Origin of the sequence: Ereboglobus luteus, from assembly GCF_003096195.1 — a bacterium.
Classification (GTDB): Bacteria; Verrucomicrobiota; Verrucomicrobiia; order Opitutales; family Opitutaceae; genus Ereboglobus; species Ereboglobus luteus.
In genome coordinates this window covers 1,662,244-1,682,084 of the sequence record NZ_CP023004.1, presented here as the reverse complement: position 1 = coordinate 1,682,084, position 19,841 = coordinate 1,662,244, and the positions used below count along the sequence as shown (strand labels likewise).

The 19,841-nt window shown below is 55.4% G+C and carries 19 protein-coding genes; 8 read left to right on the top strand and 11 right to left on the bottom strand.

Translation table 11 applies throughout. From position 1 onward, the window contains the following. Positions 1 to 36: 36 nt before the first annotated feature. The gene (locus tag CKA38_RS06260; protein WP_108824720.1) at positions 37 to 531 is read right to left on the bottom strand and encodes an HIT family protein; all 495 of its coding nucleotides are present in this window, start codon (positions 529 to 531) and stop codon (positions 37 to 39) included. Positions 532 to 555: 24 nt separating this feature from the next. Here CKA38_RS06260 and CKA38_RS15345 point away from each other — a divergent pair, with 24 nt between their 5' ends. Both CKA38_RS15345 and CKA38_RS06255 read left to right on the top strand, forming a co-directional pair. Further along, positions 556 to 822 carry a hypothetical protein gene (locus CKA38_RS15345; RefSeq protein WP_152032703.1) on the top strand — a complete coding sequence of 89 codons (267 nt, stop codon included), beginning with the start codon at positions 556 to 558 and terminating at the stop codon, positions 820 to 822. Between the two features lie 278 nt (positions 823 to 1,100). Next, positions 1,101 to 1,802, top strand: a complete 702-nt coding sequence (locus CKA38_RS06255) for an outer membrane beta-barrel protein (RefSeq protein WP_161554770.1) — start codon at positions 1,101 to 1,103, stop codon at positions 1,800 to 1,802. A 25-nt stretch (positions 1,803 to 1,827) separates the two neighbouring features. On the opposite strand, the gene CKA38_RS06250 is transcribed toward CKA38_RS06255, so the two are convergent. Beyond that, on the bottom strand, positions 1,828 to 4,041 hold the full coding sequence (locus CKA38_RS06250) for a CHASE2 domain-containing protein (protein WP_108824718.1): 2,214 nt from the start codon (positions 4,039 to 4,041) through the stop codon (positions 1,828 to 1,830). 4 nt (positions 4,042 to 4,045) lie between these two features. Next, a complete protein-coding gene (locus tag CKA38_RS06245) occupies positions 4,046 to 4,744 on the bottom strand; it encodes an MTAP family purine nucleoside phosphorylase (protein WP_108826448.1) in 699 nt (232 codons plus the stop codon). Between the two features lie 236 nt (positions 4,745 to 4,980). On the opposite strand from CKA38_RS06245, the gene rpsT reads away from it, so the two are divergent. Continuing rightward, positions 4,981 to 5,241, top strand: a complete 261-nt coding sequence (gene rpsT, locus CKA38_RS06240) for a 30S ribosomal protein S20 (RefSeq protein WP_108824717.1) — start codon at positions 4,981 to 4,983, stop codon at positions 5,239 to 5,241. Positions 5,242 to 5,484: 243 nt separating this feature from the next. Here the strand turns inward: rpsT and CKA38_RS06235 are convergent, their stop codons facing one another. Both CKA38_RS06235 and CKA38_RS06230 read right to left on the bottom strand, forming a co-directional pair. Next, positions 5,485 to 5,901, bottom strand: coding sequence for a secondary thiamine-phosphate synthase enzyme YjbQ (locus CKA38_RS06235; RefSeq protein ID WP_108824716.1), 417 nt, complete (start codon positions 5,899 to 5,901; stop codon positions 5,485 to 5,487). Positions 5,902 to 6,008: 107 nt separating this feature from the next. Next, positions 6,009 to 6,497 (bottom strand): DUF6530 family protein, encoded by a 489-nt coding sequence (locus CKA38_RS06230; protein WP_108824715.1) that lies wholly within the window; start codon positions 6,495 to 6,497, stop codon positions 6,009 to 6,011. Positions 6,498 to 6,920: 423 nt separating this feature from the next. Here CKA38_RS06230 and CKA38_RS06225 point away from each other — a divergent pair, with 423 nt between their 5' ends. Both CKA38_RS06225 and CKA38_RS06220 read left to right on the top strand, forming a co-directional pair. Then, on the top strand, positions 6,921 to 7,604 hold the full coding sequence (locus CKA38_RS06225; protein WP_108824714.1) for a trimeric intracellular cation channel family protein: 684 nt from the start codon (positions 6,921 to 6,923) through the stop codon (positions 7,602 to 7,604). 290 nt (positions 7,605 to 7,894) lie between these two features. Next, positions 7,895 to 9,475 carry a rhomboid family intramembrane serine protease gene (locus tag CKA38_RS06220; RefSeq protein ID WP_108824713.1) on the top strand — a complete coding sequence of 527 codons (1,581 nt, stop codon included), beginning with the start codon at positions 7,895 to 7,897 and terminating at the stop codon, positions 9,473 to 9,475. A gap of 6 nt (positions 9,476 to 9,481) precedes the next feature. On the opposite strand, the gene CKA38_RS06215 is transcribed toward CKA38_RS06220, so the two are convergent. Continuing rightward, the gene (locus tag CKA38_RS06215) at positions 9,482 to 10,261 is read right to left on the bottom strand and encodes a VC0807 family protein (RefSeq protein WP_236919187.1); all 780 of its coding nucleotides are present in this window, start codon (positions 10,259 to 10,261) and stop codon (positions 9,482 to 9,484) included. Positions 10,262 to 10,389: 128 nt separating this feature from the next. Between CKA38_RS06215 and CKA38_RS06210 the strand changes: the two genes are divergently transcribed. The 3 genes from CKA38_RS06210 (at position 10,390) to CKA38_RS06200 (ending at position 12,511) form a co-directional block, all read left to right on the top strand. Next, entirely contained in the window at positions 10,390 to 11,136 is a 747-nt protein-coding gene (locus tag CKA38_RS06210) for a pyridoxine 5'-phosphate synthase (RefSeq protein WP_108824712.1), read from the top strand. Positions 11,137 to 11,239: 103 nt separating this feature from the next. Then, on the top strand, positions 11,240 to 11,701 hold the full coding sequence (gene acpS / locus CKA38_RS06205; RefSeq protein WP_108824711.1) for a holo-ACP synthase: 462 nt from the start codon (positions 11,240 to 11,242) through the stop codon (positions 11,699 to 11,701). 192 nt (positions 11,702 to 11,893) lie between these two features. After that, positions 11,894 to 12,511, top strand: a complete 618-nt coding sequence (locus tag CKA38_RS06200) for a hypothetical protein (RefSeq protein ID WP_108824710.1) — start codon at positions 11,894 to 11,896, stop codon at positions 12,509 to 12,511. A gap of 107 nt (positions 12,512 to 12,618) precedes the next feature. Here CKA38_RS06200 and CKA38_RS06195 read toward each other — a convergent pair whose 3' ends face one another. The 5 genes from CKA38_RS06195 to CKA38_RS06175 form a co-directional block, all read right to left on the bottom strand. Next, positions 12,619 to 13,842: a phospholipase D-like domain-containing protein gene (locus CKA38_RS06195; protein ID WP_108824709.1), complete on the bottom strand. Its 1,224-nt coding sequence runs from the start codon at positions 13,840 to 13,842 to the stop codon at positions 12,619 to 12,621. Positions 13,843 to 13,848: 6 nt separating this feature from the next. After that, positions 13,849 to 15,786, bottom strand: coding sequence for a DUF3732 domain-containing protein (locus CKA38_RS06190; protein ID WP_108824708.1), 1,938 nt, complete (start codon positions 15,784 to 15,786; stop codon positions 13,849 to 13,851). Then, positions 15,783 to 16,271 (bottom strand): three component ABC system middle component, encoded by a 489-nt coding sequence (locus tag CKA38_RS06185; protein ID WP_108824707.1) that lies wholly within the window; start codon positions 16,269 to 16,271, stop codon positions 15,783 to 15,785. The genes CKA38_RS06190 and CKA38_RS06185 overlap by 4 nt, the downstream gene beginning before the upstream one ends. Next, positions 16,268 to 17,467 (bottom strand): ABC-three component system protein, encoded by a 1,200-nt coding sequence (locus CKA38_RS06180; RefSeq protein ID WP_152032702.1) that lies wholly within the window; start codon positions 17,465 to 17,467, stop codon positions 16,268 to 16,270. Before CKA38_RS06180 ends, CKA38_RS06185 begins: the two co-directional genes overlap by 4 nt. A gap of 252 nt (positions 17,468 to 17,719) precedes the next feature. Next, the gene (locus CKA38_RS06175; protein WP_108824705.1) at positions 17,720 to 19,807 is read right to left on the bottom strand and encodes an ATP-dependent helicase; all 2,088 of its coding nucleotides are present in this window, start codon (positions 19,805 to 19,807) and stop codon (positions 17,720 to 17,722) included. Positions 19,808 to 19,841 lie beyond the last annotated feature (34 nt).

Genomic DNA, 19,841 nt, shown 5'->3' with positions numbered 1-19,841 from the left:
TGCGCAATCCGCAACCTGCCACACTTGTTGCGAACCTTACGAGGCCGCGAGGCGCGCGGCTTCCGCGTGCAATTTCTCCCACGTCGTTTCGAGCGCCTGGGGGAGCACGCGTGTCTGGCCGATTACCGGCATGAAATTCGTGTCGCCATTCCAGCGCGGCACGATGTGCGCGTGCAAATGCTCAATGCTGCCGCCCGACGCGGTGCCAAGGTTGAAACCCACATTAAAACCGTCCGGCCCGATCACCACGCGCAGCAGTTTTTTCGCGAGGATAATTGTGCGAAACAAATCCGCGCTTTCCTCCGGCGTCAGCTCCTCGATGTCCGCCACCTCGCGAAAGGGAATCGCGAGCAAGTGCCCCGGGTTGTAGGGGAAGCGGTTCAGCATCAAGTAGGACAACGCACCGCGATAAACGATGAGCGCGGCGCGGTCGTCGCCCATCGCGGGCAACGCGCTGAAAGGTTTCGCGCTTTTCGGCGCGCGCGGCGCCTCGATGTAATCCATGCGCCAGAATGCGTGAAGTTGTTCCATGATTTGAGCGTGATTGCTCCCGCCATGAAAGTCAAAGACGCGCTTGCGATGAAGCGGTGGTCGGGAGACCGCCGAAGGCATGGGCGAACAACACGGGGATTGTTGCATGGCCGCCCGCCCCGCCTTCAAATTCATTTCATGCGGGATTTTGCGGTTGAATCAGCGCGGGCGCGGGCAACCTTCCGCGTAAAGCCAAAAAATCACCGGCAAATCCATGAAATGCGACAACCCCCGTTCAAAAATAAAAAACACGCGGCACTTCGCGCATTTGAAAATACAGGCGAATTGTAATTTATTTATATGCAATAATTAGAAACGCATTGTCATTTAATAGATGACACTGGTTTAAATGCTCCATCGGTTCGTAAAAACTACATTTATGCGCGGCTTTTTATCAAAAAATTGCACCAAAACAGATAAGCAGTGTCCAAGTGACTCATCCCAAACAATCACACCAACACACCTCCAAACCACAGCCATCAAGAACTCCACAAACTATGAAGACTAAAATCTCATTACTTGTCGCTTTGTTCGCTGCCGCGGCATTTTCCGCGCACGCCCAAACTTCAGTGCCCACGCCCAGAAGCGTCGCGCCCGACTACAAGCCGCCGCAAAGCGTCTCCACGACGCCCGCGCAAACCACCTACGCCTATCAAGCGCCGCACGCCGGCACTTGGGACTTTTACCTGACCACCGGCGCGTGGTTTTTCGACGACACCAAAATGAACGCCCGCAACGTGCTCGTTTACGACGGCCCCGGGTATCATGACCGTGTGAACGGAAAACTTCACATCGACATGGATGACTCATGGTTCTTTGGATTCGGAGCGGGCTTCAACGTCACCGAGCAGTTTTCCGTCCATGCCCGTTTCGATTTTGCTAATCCCGATTATGACGCGGTTCTCACCGCCGACGACGGCAGGACTTACGATGTGTGGGGTGACGCCGATGTCTTCACAGGCGATATTTCAGCCCGGTATGATTTTCTGAAAGGAAAATTCCGCCCGTTCATTCAGGGCTCCATCGGGTTCATGTATATCGACACCGGCATCCGCAACGGCCGCTACTGGCATGATGGTTATTACTGGGATTATTGGGACGCGCCCACCGTCGACCACACTTACTTCACCGCCGGCGTGACCGCGGGCGCCAACATCTACTTCAGCAAACACGTTTTCGGCCAGCTCTCCTACACCTGCAACTGGGCCAGCACCTCCGGCAACGGCATGATGAATCACCGCGTCAACGTCTCCGTTGGCTGGAATTACTGAGTCACTCAAAACGACGGCGCGACCGTCACTTTGTTTCCATCACATACACGCCCGTCCAGTCCTCGCTGGGCGGGTTCTTTTTTAGCGCCTCGCAACGATCCAGAAAAACCTCCGACGGCGTGCGCTGCCCGGGGACGATCACGGGATACCATTCCAGCTTCGCGCTCTGCGCAAACAGCTCCGCCGCGCCGGTCCAGTCGCGCGAGAAAAATTTTTCCAGCCCCTCCTCGAACACTCGTTTGCACTCCAGCGCCGCTGCCGGCATGCGGTCGCGCAGCCCCATGATTTCATGAATGTCGACGGGCTGCTGGCGGCCCTTCACGACGATTTTTCCCAGATTGCGAAACACGCACTGGTTTCCGTATTTTTCCGCGCCCTTGCGCGTCTCGCCCGAAACCAAGGTCTGCACGCCGTAAACACGGGCCGCGTTTTCGAGGCGCGCGGCGATGTTCACCGTGTCGCCCATCATCGTGTAGTCGAAGCGCGTGCGCGATCCGATATTGCCCACGGTCGCCTTTCCGGTGCTCAGGCCGATCTGGCTGCGCACGGGCATTTTTTTGACGATCTCGGGCCAGCGTTCGCGAATCTCGATGTTTTTCGCATGCACGAGCTGCGTCGCCACGCACGCGCGCAGGGCATGGTCCACGTTCGCCACCGGCGCGCCGAACATCGCCACCACGGCGTCGCCCATGTATTTGTCGAGCGCGCCCTCCTGATCGGTGATCACATCCGTCGCCGAGGAAAGATAGTCGTTCATGAACTCGACGAGCCGTGTCGGCGAAAGCGACTCGGCCACCATTGTGAAGTTCTGAATGTCGCTGAAATATGCCGTGATCGGCACCTCGACACCGCCGAGTTGCGGCTCGTCGCCCGACTCGATCATGCGTTGCACAAGCGCGGGAGACACATACGTGCCGAAGAAACTCGTGATCCTGCTGCGCATCCGTTCCGCGACCACCAGCAGCAGCGCCGTCAGCGCAAAACTCGTCGTGAACGCCGAGAACAGCGGGATCACGAGCGGCAGGATCAGGTTGTATTTGAGGAACACCAAAAACACGCACCACACATACGCCACCACGAGCGCCGCCGCCCCGATTTTCGCAACCACGCCCCAGCGCCCGCGAAGGTTCGCGAGTTGCAGCCCGCACACGCCCGCGGTCAGCCCGATGATCAGCATCCACTGCGCCCACCCCGGAACGCGGCGCACGTAAGCGCCCGATTGAAACTGGCGGATGAGGGTGCCTATCAAGCCCACGCGCGGCACCGGCAGCGCGTCGAGGCGCGTCGGCGCGCGGTCCTGCAGCAACGGATCGACCGGGCCGATCAGCACGATCGAGTCGCGCATCCGCTCGAAAAGTTTATGCGCCGCCTCGCGCTCCTCGGGTTTCTCCGATTTCAACATGCCCGCGGCCACAAGCGCGTCGGAAAAACTCGCGCGCGCGTTCTGCGGCGAATCCCAGCGCGTGGACCAGTTCACCTCCACATCCTGCCCGTCGATCAAAGGCACCGAAGCCAGCACCACGTTGTCGTCGCGCACAAACTCCAGCCGGTTCGCATGCACGCGCACGCCCTTCTGCGGCAGCTTCCACGCCAGGCGCGCAAGCTCCACGCTCATGTGATACCACGTCCTGTTTTCGTCGGGCGCGAAAAGCGGCACCCGGTTCATCGCGCCGTCAATCGTGTCGATCAACCCCACATAAGGCGGGGTGTAGATGCGGTTGCGCACGCGGATTTGGGGAAGCTCCGGAGGTTGTGTCTTTGACGTGGAATCAAGCACGCGCGGCATCTCGCGCACGATCGGCAGGCCGTTGATATCGCGATCATGCGACGACGCGTAACCCGCCGCGAGCACGACGGGCGGCGGCGGCTCCGAAAACAGCAGGCCCGCCATGCGCAACGTGCCCTTTTGAAAACGATCGCGATCCGCGATCTCCGGCATGCCGCGGTCCGAAAACACATAGTCGATGCCAACCGCCTTTGCCCCGCCCTCCTTCAACGCCGCTTCGCACACATCCACGTAATACGCGCGATCCCACGCCAGGTTGCCGATGTCGGCGATAGATTTTGCGTCAACATCCAGATAGAAAATCTTCCCCTGCCCCGGCAGCTCGCCGCGATATTGAAACCGCCAGTCAATCGTCTCCTCCTCGATGAAGTCGAGCAGGCCAAAATAATTTATTCCACACCAAATCAGTGTGACCGCGAGCAAGATCAACCATTTGTATGGCGAGTTCCGCATGGGCTCAGGCAAAGACCTCCAGAAGCCGCGCGAAGAGACGGTTTACCTTGATCTGATTGTCGCGCACTAGGTCCTTGAATTTAATGAAATCGATTTCCTCGCCCGCCAGCCCGTTGGCGTAATTGTCGATGATCGCGAGCGAGTTGTAACGCAGCCCGATCTCGCTGCACAGATCCGCCTCGTGCGCCGCCGTCATGCCGACCACGTCGCCCCAGTTTTTGAGAATCTGGATTTCCGCCTTCGTCTCGAAACGCGGCCCGCGCATCTGCACATAAACCTTTCCCGTCTGAATCTCGAACTCGGGCGCGAGTTTTTCCACGAGCATCGGAATCAGGTTGTTGTCGATGCCCGCCGAGCCGCCCCTCAACTCGTCGTCGAAAAATGTCCGCGGCCCGTCCTGCAAACAAACATAGTCGCCGCACGAGACAATCGTGCCCGGAGTCAGGTTCAGCCGCAGCGAGCCGACCGAGTTCAACGACACCACATCCGTGAAACCGAGATCGGCCAGCGCGCGAATGTTTGCGCGGTAGTTGATCGCATGCGGCGGCTTTGGAACACCGGTGCCGTGACGATTCAAAATCACATGTTCGCCGCGCGCCTTGTAACCAACCGTGCCGTATTTTGTCGTGGCCGAACGCGCCTCCCATTCCGAGAAAAGATCGGAGTTCACAATGCTGGTTCCGCTGACAAATGCGACTTTCATGACACAATGCGAGCAGAACACATGCCACATCTCAAGTCGAAGCTGGCTTTTGCAAGTCGAATACATTGGCACGCAAACTTCAAAAAAATCGAAAAACACCATGCGAAAAACTGCTTGTTAATTTCCGCCATTGGAGAATGGCGAAAAGCGCCCCGCATTGGGCACGGCAAAGAAAACCTTGACTCGCCCGCCCGTGTTTGGGTTTCTACGCGACTTACACATTTTATTCATAAGTCATGGCCAACACTAAATCCGCCATCAAGGCAGCCCGCAAAACCGTGCGTTTCACCGCGCGCAACAAAGTCGTCAAGACCCGTCTGAAGACTCTCCACAAGAAATTCGAAGCCGCCGCCAAGTCAGGCGACGCAGCCGCCGCCAAGTCCGCCGCCAGCGCCTACGCGTCCGCGATGGACAAGGCCACCAAGTCCGGCGTCGTTCACAAGAACGCCGCGGCTCGCGCCAAGTCCCACGCCGCAAAATACGCGCAGGCCAAATAAAAATCGCCGCGCGCGTTTGCACCGGCACAGCCGGCGACGCTCTTGTTTCTCAATTTACGCAGGCCCCGCAAACCGCCAAGGTTTCGGGGCCTGCTTTTTTGTGCCCGGATTTTTCGATCGCGAAAACACGGGCATGCTCGAAATAAAAAAGCGGTAGGGAGGAACCCTCCGGGTGCGCGCCAACATTCCCGACTCACCCGGAGGGTTCGCCCTGCCCCAAAACAGCCATGCCGTTTTTCGGAATCACTCGCCGATGATTTTTATCAACGCGCGTTTGCGGCGCAGGCCGTCGAGCTCGTAGTAGAAAATCTGTTCCCACGGGCCGAAATCGAGGCGCCCATTGGTCACGGCGACGACGACTTCGCGGCCCATGATTGTGCGCTTGAGGTGCGCGTCGGCATTGTCCTCGGCGCCATTGTGGGCGTATTGCGAGTGGGGGTTTTCCGGCGCGAGTTTTTCGAGCCATCGTTCGTAGTCGGCGTGCAAACCAGATTCGTCATCGTTGATGAAAACGCTCGCGGTGATATGCATGGCGTTCACAAGGCACAAGCCCTCGCGAATGCCGCTTTCCTTAAGGGCCGCCTCGACTTGCGACGTGATGTTGACGAGCCCGCGGCGTTGAGGGACTTCAAACCAGAGTTCCTTGCGATGGGATTTCATGCCGCTGATTTTTCGGCAAACACCAGGGTTTTCAACAGAAGAAATGATGCGCCGGTTTGCAGACACGGCAAAATCGCGACAAACGCCCGCGGCTTTTCGCAAAGATTTCAGTAGCCCATTTCGCGCAGGATGCCCGCCAGCGCCTTTAGGCGTTCGCCCAGAAGTTCGTCGTCATTGCTCAGCGCCTGGTGGAACAGGTGAATGTCTTCTTCGAGGTTTTCGTTGTCGGTGCAGATTTTCAGCGTCATGGCGTCGCCTTGAAGCCCCACGCGGTCGATGACGGGATTTTGCTCGTCGTAAAGTTTCGGAAAACGGTAGGCGTCCTTAAAATGTTGCTTTGCGCGACACACAAAAATCGCGAGATCAAGCACCCGATGAAGGGGAAGCTCCTCGGACTGGCGCGACCACTTTTCGCCGGTGTGCCGCCAAACCTTCGCAGAGATATCGACTTTGCCACGGTCATTCCATTGGGCGAGGCCAAGCGATAGTCCTTGTGTGTCCGTATCATAAGCATAACGACCGTCGACATTTGCATAATCCTCGGCAACGACGACAGGTTTGTGCTTGAGGGTGGTTGGTATTTTTAGTGGTTCCATAAATTAGTTCGTTACTAATTTAGTAATTTACTAACTTAGTAAAGAAAAATCTCAAAGCTAAGTGAATACTAGGTGTGCTCAAAAGTGTTACAGGAACTGTGAGTAGTTCGGTTTCGCCGTTTTGAGCGAAAGCGCAATTCTGCCAACCGCCGCGTTCGTCCCTCGCAATTCTCGGCGCGCTCGGCGAGCGCGCCCCACCCTTTTCGGTCACGCTTTTTTATCACACCTGTGAATACGCTGGAGAACTGCGGGCGCTGATAGGACCGACTCTGTCCGGTCCGCAAATAACAAACGACGTTCGTGATAGCGGAGTCGGTGCGCTTTTTCTGACAACCGTCCATCGTTGGGGTAGTTTGAAATATTGGATTCAAGCGCGCTTGCACAGACGCGGTCCATCGGACAGCGTCGCCGATTTTCTCGCAAATGGACCATCTGTTTTTTGTCGTTCTCAATATCATTGGCACGTTCATGTTTGCGGTGTCGGGCGTGTCGGTCGCCATCAGCAAGGATTACGACTTGTTCGGCATCGCGGTGCTCGGCTTCGCGACGGCGATCGGCGGCGGCACACTGCGCGACATGATGCTGGGCGTCGGGCCGGTTTCGTGGATGTCCGACTATGCGACGATCATCACGGTGTTGGTGGCGATCATCGTGTCGTCCTTGTTTCTTGGATACATCCACAAGCTCGGCTGGTGGAACATCGTTTTCGACGGCGCGGGGCTGGGCGTGTTCACGCTCGTGGGCATGCAAAAGGGAATCGACCACGGGCTTTCACCGCTCGTGTGCGTGCTGCTCGGCACGATCACGGGCGCGGGCGGCGGCGTGATCCGCGACGTGCTTTCGGGCGAGCGTCCGATGCTGTTTCAAAAAGAACTCTACGCGTCGGTGTCGATCGCGGGCGGCGCGTTTTATTTTCTTCTGCGCGCGCTGGCGTCCGACCGGCTCACGTGGCACTGGCAGGCGGTGGCGTGCATCGTGTTCATCGTGGCACTGCGCGTGATCGCGGTGCGTTTCAACTGGTCGCTGCCAAGAATCCGCGCGCACCGCAGCGGCACAAACCGCGCGCGCCTGCGCAAGATGGCGGGCTTGTTTCGCGGGGATGATTAGTCTCAGGCTTTTTCTTGCGCGAACCCACTCCGCTAGGCACAGTTTTAGCATGCCGCCTGTTGACCAGTTCCAATCTGAGCGATCTGCGTCTCGCGCACGAACGGCAGAGCATAGTTTGCCGTTCATTAACGTCCCATACTCGTATATGAACCGTTCTGCGCGCAAATTCATGACCCGCCGTTTTCGTGCGCGGCATTACAATTGGCTCGGAGACGCAAGCCTGGGAAACAATAGTAGAATGTAGCCTTTACGCAAAAACCTGATGATATGACGTTATTTGTTATTTTGAAATGAGAGCCCTTGTCGTCAAACTGCGCCATATTTATTTGCCTTTTTTTGTAATAGCGCAGGGGTTCATCTCTATATATACATTTCTCGACTGGCTTCTTTTTATCAAACTCGATATTCTGCCGGTTCATGAGGAGGTGCTCACATTTTGGCTGCCGTGTTTTTTCCCGTTTCTTCCCGTTTGGTATTGGTTGGTGCCACGCATTAAATTACTGAAACTTTCTGAAAATGCCGTGTTTGCATACTGGGGTGCCGCCGTTATTGCAATCTCTACGCCAACGATTGTCGCCCAGAATTGGTTATACAAGTCGGCGGGAGAGCTTATCGAGCTTGAAAGCATTCATGAAATTAGCACGGTAGAAAAAACGAAATTTTATATTTTAAAAAAAATTCATATAGGCAGAGCCGACATAGGGCGCCATACGGTGTTTGATACGGGTGGCAAGAACAACGAGCGTTTCACTATGCACCTGTATTTTGTTTTCCCGATTCTGGAAGACCCTGCCAGCGCACTGCGGAGGGAAACCAGCCCTGCCTGGCTGGGCATTGAATACAGCAAGGCAATAGATAACAGGTGGTCTAATGTAAAAAAGGACGAGGCATACCGCGCTTTTGCGAAGGATTGCCATGAAAAGATTCTCGCCCGAAATCTGGCCCAATTTGAGTATCTCGAACGTCCCGGCTACACGCCCGCGGCTGACGGATTTCAGAATGCACTAAAAAAAAGCCCGAGATTCAAAGGCAAAAACAACATCGTGCTCATACCCAGGGAAACGCCCTTTATCGAAAGAGGAGCGTCGTCGTTCAGATGGATATTCTACTCCTTTTCGATAGGCTCCGGTATTTGGTTTATAATGCTTCTATTCCCAAAGATGGGAAAGGACGCTATGACACAGATACGTTATAGATCTTATACAAAGGATCGTGACTCTTTTTTGAGAAATGCTGTCTCTGTTGTCAGGCCGAGTAAAAACTACCCTGCCACGTTGATCATATTATATATAAACATTTTGTTGTTTGCGGCGATGGTTGCCTGCGGACTCGGGTTCTTGTCATTCAATGCGTGCGATCTGCTGGCGTGGGGCGCAAACTTCCGTCCACTGGTAGCGGAGGGCGAAGGATGGCGGTTACTGACAAGCATGTTTTTGCACGGCGGCTTCATACACCTGTTCGGTAATATGTATGGATTGATATTCATTGGTTTATTTCTGGGCCCCATGCTTGGAGGGGCGAGATTTTGGATTGCGTATTTGCTATCCGGCATTCTTGCGGGTTGCGCGAGTAATTGGTGGAACGAAGACATAGTCAGCGTAGGGGCGTCAGGCGCGATTTTCGGTATGTATGGCTTGTTCCTCGCGTTGAGACTCACGAAAACCGTCGTTCATGAATTGGGGACGGCAGTCCTAGTGAGCATATTTGTATTTGTCGGTCTCAATCTACTGTTCGGCTTTACCAGATCTGGCATCGACAATGCGGGGCATATCGCAGGCCTGCTGGTCGGCTTTGCGATTGGGCTGATCTATTGCCCGTTGCTTCGGAGAGAGGGCGCGAAAATCGATTCCGAAGAAAAACCGTCCGGCTAGGGCGGACTATGATGGCGGAGCTTTCTTCTCTCCGCCGCGGAAAATCGCGTCCTGCTCCAGGCCGGTGAGTCGTTGCAGACCGCCAAGCAGTTTCCACAAAATCACCATCAGCATGACCATGCTCGGGAGCACGATCACAGGCCAGCTCCAGAGCTGCATCTGGCCGAGTTGCGAGTTAAATTCCTCCGTGCGCGGTGTCGCCGTGATCAGTCGGCGGGCGAGAAAAAAGTTCAGCACCGCGCTCACGAAAAACGTCAGCGCGAGCCACTTGTTTGCGCCCGCGAGCAATTTTTCGAAGGCGCTGTGCGTGCCGCGCTCCTCAAGCGCCGCCTTCACGCGCGCCGTGTCGATGAGTTGGTCGTTGTAGATGAGCGCGCGCACAAGCGGTTTTTTCAGGCGCGCCGAGACGAGCACCGCGATGCCAATGATCGACGGCACGAGCGCCTCCTTCACGGCAAACCAGAAGCCGCTCACCTTCAGTAACCCGAGTCCGCCGCCGAGCAGCACGCCGCAAAACCCCACGACCGAAATCATGTTGGCATGCTTGCGCGTCGCCATGTCCCACGCGCCGTAGCAAACCGGAAACGCCAGCGCCACGAGCAGCCCCCACAGAGGGCCGAGCCATTTGTCCGAGCTGAACTTCATCAAAATCAACGTCGGAAGCGCGATGTTGCAGATGAGGTTAAGCAGCATGTTTTCCTTTTTCGGCGCGGGTTTGGCGGACGCCCCGGACGCGGGCGATGCGGCTGCGGGAACGACGGGCTGGCTCTCATCTGGTGTGGACATGCGCCCACTTGCTTATGCAAACGCCGCCGTTCAGAAAGGAAAAAATGGAAACAAGGCGCCGGCGCGCCATCGGGACAAACGCACTTTAGTGTTTTCCTGCCAGCCCCAATGCTGCCACGCTCGCTCGCATGATTCTCCTTGGTGTCAACATCGACCATTGCGCCACGCTCCGCCAGGCCCGTTACAAACAAGCCGCGTCCACCGTCGGCCGAAACGTCGAGCCCGATCCCGTCACGCTCGCCGTTCTCGCGGAGCGCGCCGGCGCCGACGGCATCACCGTCCACCTCCGCGAAGATCGCCGCCACATTCAGGAACGCGACGTGTGGCGGCTCCGCGAAACCATCGCCACGCGTCTCAACCTCGAAATGGCCTGCACGCCTGCCATGACCGAGTTCGCGCTCAAACTAAAACCCGAATACGTCTGCCTCGTTCCCGAAAACCGCGAGGAAGTCACCACCGAGGGCGGCCTTGATGTCGCCGGCAACCGCGACCGCGTAAAAGCCACCATCGACGCGATGACCGCCGCCGGCATCAAGACGAGCCTCTTCATCGATCCCGACGCCGCGCAAATCGAACTCGCCGCCAAACTCGGCGCGCCCTTTGTCGAGCTGCACACGGGCGCCTACGCCAACGCCTATTTTGACGACACCGCCCGCGACACCGAATACAAGCGCCTCGCCACCGGCGCCGCGCTTGCGCACAACTGCGGCATCCGCGTCAACGCCGGCCACGGCATCAACTACGTCAACATCGAACAAATCCGCGACCTCCCGCACCTGCACGAGCTCAACATCGGCCACAGCATCATCAGCCGCGCGCTCTTCACCGGAATCGACGAGGCCGTCCGCGAAATGAAAACCCGAATGAACCGCTGAGAAATATTAGCCACAAAAAGGCCCAAAAATGCGCAAAGAAAAGCCTCCTGTTTCGCTGATATTTTTTTGCGCCTCTTTGCGGCCATTGGCTTAAAAAATTCCCATGGACACTGATCTTAACGCCCTTCGCGAACGCCCGCAGCCCGGCCCGCACGTCCCCTTCCCCGACATGCCGCAAGGCGGAGTGCTCGTGGGGCTCGGCGCCGATGTGATCGACATCGAGCGCATCCGCGCCGTGCACGAGCGACAGGGCGACCGTTTTCTCGAGCGCGTTTACACGCCGAGCGAAATCGCCTACTGCATGGGCATGGGCGATCCGCACCAGCACCTCGCCGCGCGCTTCGCCGCCAAGGAAGCCGTCGCCAAGGCCTTCACCACCGGCATCGGCGCCGAAATCGGCTGGCACTCCGTCTCCGTCTATCACGGCACGCGCCAGGAACCGCTCGTGCAGCTCGACGAAAAAGCCCGCGACCTCCTCACCCGCGTCGGCGCGACGCATGTCCTCATCACCCTCTCGCACACCCACACCGTCGCCATGGCCGTCGCGGTGCTGGTGCGCGCGTGACACGCGCAAGAATGTAGAATATGGAACATAGAATACAGAATACAGGAGTCAGGAGTCAGGAGTCAGAAGTCAGAAAGCCAGAGGCCAGAAGCAAACACAGAAAAACAATAATCCCCGCTCTTCACCCACCCACTACTTTTCCTCATTCATCATCTTCTGACTCCTGCATTCTGACTCCCAACTCCTTTTCATATGTCCGAACCCGACAATAACACCGAAGAAGACCTGCGCTCGCCGCGCGAAAAGGCCTCGAAAATTCCCTCGTGGATCATGGTCGGTTTTATTCTCGGCGCGCTCACCTTCTACACAGTCAGCGATTACCTGAATCGTCCCGAAAAAGAGCAACCATCCGCCCCTTCAGGAACACAGAGCTCCGGCTCGGCAACCTCCGGCACCGCGCAACCAACCGACACCGCCGCAACCGACCAGCAATCTCCCGCACCGGACGCCACCGCCTCCGGCAGCGACACACCCAAACCATCCGACACCCCTCCCCCGCCCGAAAACGCCCGATACATGAGCCTTCTGGTGATGGACGCGATTTTCCGTCAATGGTCGGTCAACGCCATGTGGGAATACAACACCACGCAGGTGGTTTTCTGGAACCCGGCCGACAACAAATATTCCGTCTTCGTCGAAGTCTTCCGCATCGGAGGCAACGACGACGATGGCACCTATTATTACCGAATGATCGACCGCCCCACGCGCCCCGTAATCCGCGACGACTCCCGCCCCGACGCCCCTATCCTCTTCACCGAATCCGAGGAAGCCACCCAACGCCGCAAAGAAAACCAACGCTGGTGGCGGTGAGTGCTATTCGTCGCTTACTTGCTCCAGTCAACTGCCAGCTTTTTAGGTTGTTCGATTACACGAATGATCGTGACAATCCACCCTCTTCTACCTCGACGCTTGGGAGATCAGTTAGCGGGGACATCTTCTGCTTCGTCCTTATGACGCCAATATATAAAATTTAAAAAATGATCTGCCTCGCCGAGGTTGGCGAGGTCGCAGCGCTCACGCAATCGATCCATGCATCGACAGAAACGACCATAGTCTTCAGGGTTGAAGGCAGACGGATGTGGAAAATAATCGACACCGAGCCAACGTAAACTGGTCACAGGGTTGTTGTTCAGGGGCGAGAACCGTTTCGGATCAAGAGTGTGGCAGAATTCTGTGAAGATGTTCGGCCCAATGCCATGTATCTTTTTTATCCATGTTTCACCCATGGTATACATTTTCGCCGGAGCCAACTTCACACTGCTCTCGATCTCGCGCAACATCGACATCACTTCCTGCCATTGGTTAAGCACCTTGGTTTTGCTCCGGTATACACTCCCCGAATGCCAAAGCTTATCGCCCTGACGCTCGCCCACCAGCTTCCCATAAATTGCCGCAAAACTCTCGAATGCGGGCTCTCGTTCAGAGAGAAGATTGCGAATCAATCGCATCGCCTCCATATAGTTTGAGTGCCTACTACGTAAGTCTGCCTGATGCTTTTGGTTGCCTCGATAGGCAGCGAGTTCATCTTCGAGTCGTTTACCCTCTACCTTCGGTTGATGCATCAATGTTTTTTCTGCACGATCACGTGCATCTTCGGCACATTGTCGGGCCACATTAAATGCAGCCGCATAGGAACCAATAAGCACCTCGTTCGGCAGCCGATTGCGCGGATGTGACCAAAGCGCCGCCTCTGCCTTCTCGCACTCTTTCGCCAGCGCCCCATCAATTCCATCCTCGATAATTACCGATGTCTCGATGTTGTGGGTGAGTCCCCCTGCGGTAAGATTAGCCGATCCAGTCATCACCCAAAGCCATTTTTCTGATCTGAAACGATAGTATTTGGGGTGAAAAGTGGATGTGGCTACCGAATCAACCAACCGCCAATCAAGCGCCGGGAATTCCGTGCCAAGGGTGAATAATTCACGCAGAGGAGCAGGTTCGGTAAGGTAAAAGTCGGTGCCGACCAACAGACGCATCCGCCCCCCACGCCCAAGAAACGATTCTATGTTCTCTGCAAGGACTCGCCAGCCAGTAGCCTTGAGAAAGGCTACAGCTATAAAAACATCCGAACTACCGGTGAACCAGTTCTTCAAAAGCTGACCATGGTTGCGTCGTCCATCGTTTTGGAGAATCCGAAGCATGATGATTTACCAATCGCTAGGAACCAAGGCCGGCGGTTTAGTCCAAGGAGTTTCGACAATGGCTTCTTGAAACCACTGGTCGCGAAGATTTGCATGCTCTGTAACGATTATCTGGAAGCCCGGCACCTCATTAGTGGCAAACTTGTAAAGCATGGAAAATAGCTTTCGCACTTTCTCCAAGTCTGAGTCACGCTCCGTCTCTTCAATCGTTCCCGCTGCCGATTTGTAAACTTGCTCGGAGGGGAAATATACTTGTGTCGGTTGATCCAAAAAGAGGAATGATGGCATAGGCTTGTGATTATTCGTCGCAAAGTGATGCAGTGCTAGCAGAGTTCCCAAATGGTAGGCCAGATGATTAGCTCCGCCCCCAGTTTTACTCATGGGAACCGGACGATCAGGACGGTCTGCAACCACTGTCAGATGCGCGAAGTCAAAACGAAACGGAAACTCTGAAAACTCGGCCTCTAGTTCATTCACGTAGTGCCCGATACGGTTCGAGATGATATTGATTGTAGATGCGAGGCGCTCCGCACTGTCATCCATTCCGTTGGCGGCTTCCAAGCGTTTTACGATTTCCTGCAGTTCATCCACCCGTGTGTTCAACCGTGTGAGATCATCGTCGGGATGATACGTTTCCAGAAATAGGCTTACGCGTCCCACGATTCTTGCTGCCGCCGCATTTCGATTTCCCATTTCTGCGATGGCAGCATTGGCCGCAATAGCCGCCGCGAGAGCTTCATTTTTACTATTCAACTGCTTATTCAGCTCATCGTTCCGCGCCCTCACTTGGAGAGTATAACGCTCTAAATGCGGTTTTTCTCCCTGAACGGTGCTAAGCTCTTGATCTAACGACTTAAGTTCGCGAAGCAATGCGGTCCCAATCGGTGTATTGAGTCCAATATTTTGAGGGGCAAAGGGCCATTGCCATTCTCCGGTATCAGGATTCTCAGGTAATGCGCGGATGGATTCCAGCCGTTTTTTTTGCTCGTTTGCTTCGTTGGTAAATCCAGCCTCTTTATCGACAAACAGTTGAGTTGCCCGTAGCGTCTCACTGACACCGGCTCTCGCTTTTCGCAGAACGGCGATTTCATCCTCCAACGCTGCGATTCTATGGGTGTCCTCCTCGGGGACTGCGGTAGGCTTCCACTGTGTAATGGCAGTGAGAATCTCTAACGCTTCAATGGAATTTTCAGGCGGTGGTCGACGGGCCAAAATACCAACCTGCTGCGCTTCCGAAATAAGCGAGATCGCCCGTATATTGAGTTGTTCACTGAATTGCTCAGCCTCAGTTAATTGCTTTTGTGCGATCTTGAGGTCTCGACGGGCAATTCTGAGTTGCTGATCCGTTTCTAGTCGATTGTCCGCTGCTAGGCCCAGCAGGATGGGAAGCGTATCCTTAATTGCCTGCGGCATAAATGGCTCATTTTGCCTATAAAAAAGCTGCTCTTTGTTGGCGATGAGTCCTTGCTTTTGAAAAAGATAGAATAGGGTGTGTTTGATTGATGCGAAGTAGGAGTCCCGACTCTGTTTCTCAGGAACGTCGGTCTTTACCACGGGTATTCCAAGCAACTCCGACAGCAAGGAACTAACGGTATCGTCATCAGCATTTTGTTGCAACTCTTCATGTGGAGGCGGCTCAATCGCCGCTCCGCGGAGGATCATCGCTCTGGAGCAACTTGCCGCATTGGCCGCAGGTGCTGGTTTGCCGATGAACACTTGCTCACCGGCAAACTGAAAAATGACGGCATACCAGGCAACTTTATCCCGAATGGGACCTTCAGGAATGTTAAAATCGCTCCGTCCCATGCAATATTCGACAATCTCCGAGAGTGCCGATTTGCCAGTCGATGAACGGCCGGTGATGATGTTCAAGCCGTGAACTTTAAAAGAGATTTTTCTAATGGCCCCAGAGTGACTGTAGATTATGATATCACGTATATTCATGGTCTGATTCCCAGTGTTGTGTAAATGGTTGCACGATCATTTATCCGAGCGAACTTTCCGCCTAATGCGCGAGCCACGGTTTGACAGTCTTTGGTTTCTTGTGAGCCGGAGATTACTTTTTTCACTCGACCTTCTCGCACGGTAATTCCTCCGTCGTTGTCGGCCTCTATAACTCCATAGGTCGCAAGGTAGGCAAAAGCTTCCATCGTGTAAGGAAATAGGCCGTAAACTCTTTGAGCCAGATCAACACGTATCTCCGGATGTTCTTGTAGAATGCTCGTAAGATAAGATCGATTAGCGTCCTTCAGTATGCCACGGGTGCGTTGGTGAAGGGACAGCGGAAGGATCAGTAAGGTGAGGGAAAATGGCATGGATCGCTTTCCTTCAGCAGTGAATCCTTCAATCGCTCTGGCTAAAACCAAACCGCAAAATGCGGGGTTGAAGAGATTACGAATTTCTCGAGGTCGCTGGCTCCACGTTTTCATGCTTTCCCTCCGTGGAAAATCTCAGCGATCCGTTCGGTAAAGCGAGGATGCCAGTGCACCCGCGGGCGCTCGTCATTTGCCAAAATGTGGTAGCTTCCGATTGCAACGAAGCTCGCCGTAACATCTCGACGAATGCGGAGATTGGGATGATCCCGCGTTGAAAGATCGTTTAGGAGCTTCCTGCCTGATTGTTGAAGGATTTCTTCAGGCGCATCGCTGCTTAAGTCCTCGAAAATTATCTCACGAATGCGTGCCCACTCATCCACAAGACGTTCTTCATATCGTTCAACCTCTCCATCAAGAGTCGCGTTTTCTCGCAGCCAAGCGCTTCTTTGTTCGGAGGCACGGTAATAGTCTAGAATAGCTCTGGTGATGCGATCAGATCTGAGGCCGATCGCTCGCAGTTGCTTGACGAAGTAACGATCATCAGAGTCGGGATGAACTCCATCCTTGGGTTCGGCTCTTTCGAAATCGATGGGGAGGTTGTCGTCGCGAAATTGTTCTGAGAAAGAGCTAAGCCTCTCGGACACTTCTCTACCGTAAAAGGGCTCTTTTCGCTCAGCAGTCAGGAGATCAATACATTGGTTATACCACCATCCCTCCAAACGTTCATATACTGGACGGCGAAATCGTGTCCGCACAGAGCGGAAACGATCCATTATTAATGCGGGAATATCACATATCCTCTCTTGATGATCGAAAATGGTAATCCGAGAAAAGAAGGATTTCCATTTATCCTTGGGAAGTGTGGCCAGTAGATCGCTAGTCTTATTTATCGTTTTTGATGTAGAGCGGGAAAGCGTCGCTTTGATCCGGGAAAGGAGATCGTCGGGTGTTTTTGCACTCGGCAAAAATGCGGCCAACAGTGACCCAATCTGCACTTGCCCGGTGGTAACCAGAAAATAACGGGTCGGGATTATCAAATTCTTATCCTTCAGGTAGTCGGTCAGCCAAATGCGCACTGATTTCCAAAAATCCGGCGATAAATCGGTGAGCGTATCGCCCGGAGCTTTATGTTTAAGCGAAGCCAGTATGCGACCTTCCTCTGGATCTGTAAAATCAACATCGTCATCTTTTTCAATATAGCAGGCGATTTCCTCAGGTTGACGAAGAATCTCCAACAACGCATAACGGATTTGATATAAATAACCGAGAGCGGGTTCGGATGCTGAAAACAGTGAAGTATCGTCGGCCATTGATTGAGGTTTTCCTTCTTCTGCAGCTAGGGTGGTTATTTGGGTGTTCGATTCAAAGTGAAGGAACTTCGTTGGTTTTAGCAAAAGTTTTTTAGATAAAAACCGAGTTTCAAATCCTTTCTAAGCAGATCGTGAAATCCTCGGATGTTGGCTTACTAACGGAAGAACGATTTTCCCTAATATCTCACTTTCTTCCGCTATTCTGCTCATTCCTTTTCGCACATCACATTTCCTCAACTCTTTCGCTCCCCCCTACCAATAACTCCGCCGGGGCGGCTTGAGGATGTCGTAGAGGCTGGCGTCGATTTCTTTTAGGAAGCGGCTGGGTTCGAGGAGCATGCCGCCGGGGCCGGCTCGGGTCGCAACTTTCGGATAACACAGATACAATTCGTTTTTCGCGCGCGTGGAGGCGACGTAGAAGAGGCGGCGCTCTTCCTCGACATCGCCGTCCTCAATCGCACGGCGTCCGGGGAAATAGCCGTCGGCAACGCCAATCACAAACACGACATCGTATTCCAAGCCTTTCGCCTGGTGCACGGTGGTGAGCTTGATCGCCTCGGCGTCGGGATCGACCTGACGGTCGCTTGTCTCGCCGTTGAGGAGCACGATTTGCGCGAGGAGGTCCTGCATCGTTTCATAGCGCGAGGCGAAACCGACCAGCGCCTTCAACTCCTCGAGGCGGTCAATGTAGTCGGCAAAGGCGCCGCGGAGATAATCGCCATACCAACCGTTGACCGCCATGTCGAACGCCTTGGCGGGCGGCGCGGCGCGCATGGTTTCGGCGACTTCGGAGAGCGAGGCGCAGAAGCTCGGCCAGTCGTCGAGCGCGCCCTTGGGCACCTTGGTTTTCACGTCGTCGGTTTCGAGGACGGCGATCAAGTCCTGCCGCATGAGCGCGGCGTGTTCGCGCGCGACAGCGTGGATTTTTTGCGCGCTTTTTTCGCCGACTTTCGGGAGGAGGCAGGCGATGCGCTGCCATGCAAGTTCGTCAGCGGGGTTGTAGACGAAGCGGACGAAGGCGACGATGTCCTTGATGTGCTGGCGCTCGAAAAACTTCACGCCGCTGGTGATGTGGTAGGGCATGCCGGCGCGGGAAAGGGCGAGCTGCATTTCCATCGCCACGAAGTGCGAACGGTAGAGCACGGCGATTTCCGAGGGGGAGACGCCGTCCTCGTCAACAAGGCAGCGAATGCGGCGAATGACAAAATCGGCTTGTTCGCGGTCGTCCATTGTCTGGACGACTTGGGGGCGCATGCCGTGCCCCCGGGCGGCGCGAAGCTCCTTTGCAAGCTCGGCCCGCCGGTGGGGCTGGGCGTCGAGTATTCGATTGGCAAAATTGAGTATTTCGGGCGTGGAGCGGTAATTGGTTTCGATGCGGTGGATGGCGGTGCCGGGATGCCGGTCCATAAATGTCGCGATGTTTTCGAAATCCGCGCCGCGCCATGAGTAGATGCACTGCGCGTCGTCGCCCACGGCCATCACGCGATGATGCGTGGCGATGCAGTCAACGATCTGCGCCTGCACGGTGTTGGTGTCCTGGTATTCGTCGACAAGAATGTGCCGGAATCGCTCGGAAAAATACTGGGTGACAGAGGGTGATTTTTGAAGGAGCCGCAGCCAGTATTCAAGGAGGTCGTCGTAGTCGCAGACGTTTTGCTCGCGCTTCTTTTTTTCATAGGCGACGGCAAAGGGCGGGATGAGGTAGGCGATGTCCTTGTATTGGGGAAAGTATTTTTCGATCGTGTCGCCAATCGGAAGCTGGGTGTTGCGCGAGAGGGAAATGACGTTGAAGAGCGGACCGGGTTTCGGGTTGGTCTTGTCCTTGAAGAAGCCCTTGCTCTCGGCATCGACGGTTTGCTTGAGAAGCGATTCGGCTTCGTCGGCGTCGAGGATGGTGAAGTTTTTCGGCAGGCCGATATCCTCGCCAAACATGCGCAAGGCGCGGTGGCCGATGGAGTGAAACGTGCCGCCCCAAAAGCGATTGGGCTCGACGCCGGTGAGGTCGTTGACGCGGTGGAGCATTTCCTTGGCGGCCTTGTTGGTGAAGGTGAGCAGGAGAATCTCGCCCGGGCGCACGCCCTTGGAGAGCAGGTAGGCGACGCGGTAGGTGAGCGTGCGCGTCTTGCCGGAACCCGCGCCGGCGAGGACGAGGAGCGGGCCGGGCTCGGCGGTGACGGCGGCGTATTGCTCGTCGTTGAGCGAGGCGCGAAAGTCGATGGCGGGGACGGCGGATTGCGGAATGGCGGAGAAAGTGGACGTGGAAAGGCGGACCGGCTGCGCGGGTTGCGGCGGCGGGCTGAAGGGTGTGTCGGTTTCTTCGGAGTCGAACGGGGAATCCATGGCGTGAGAAACCCAGACGCTGAGGCATGGGCGC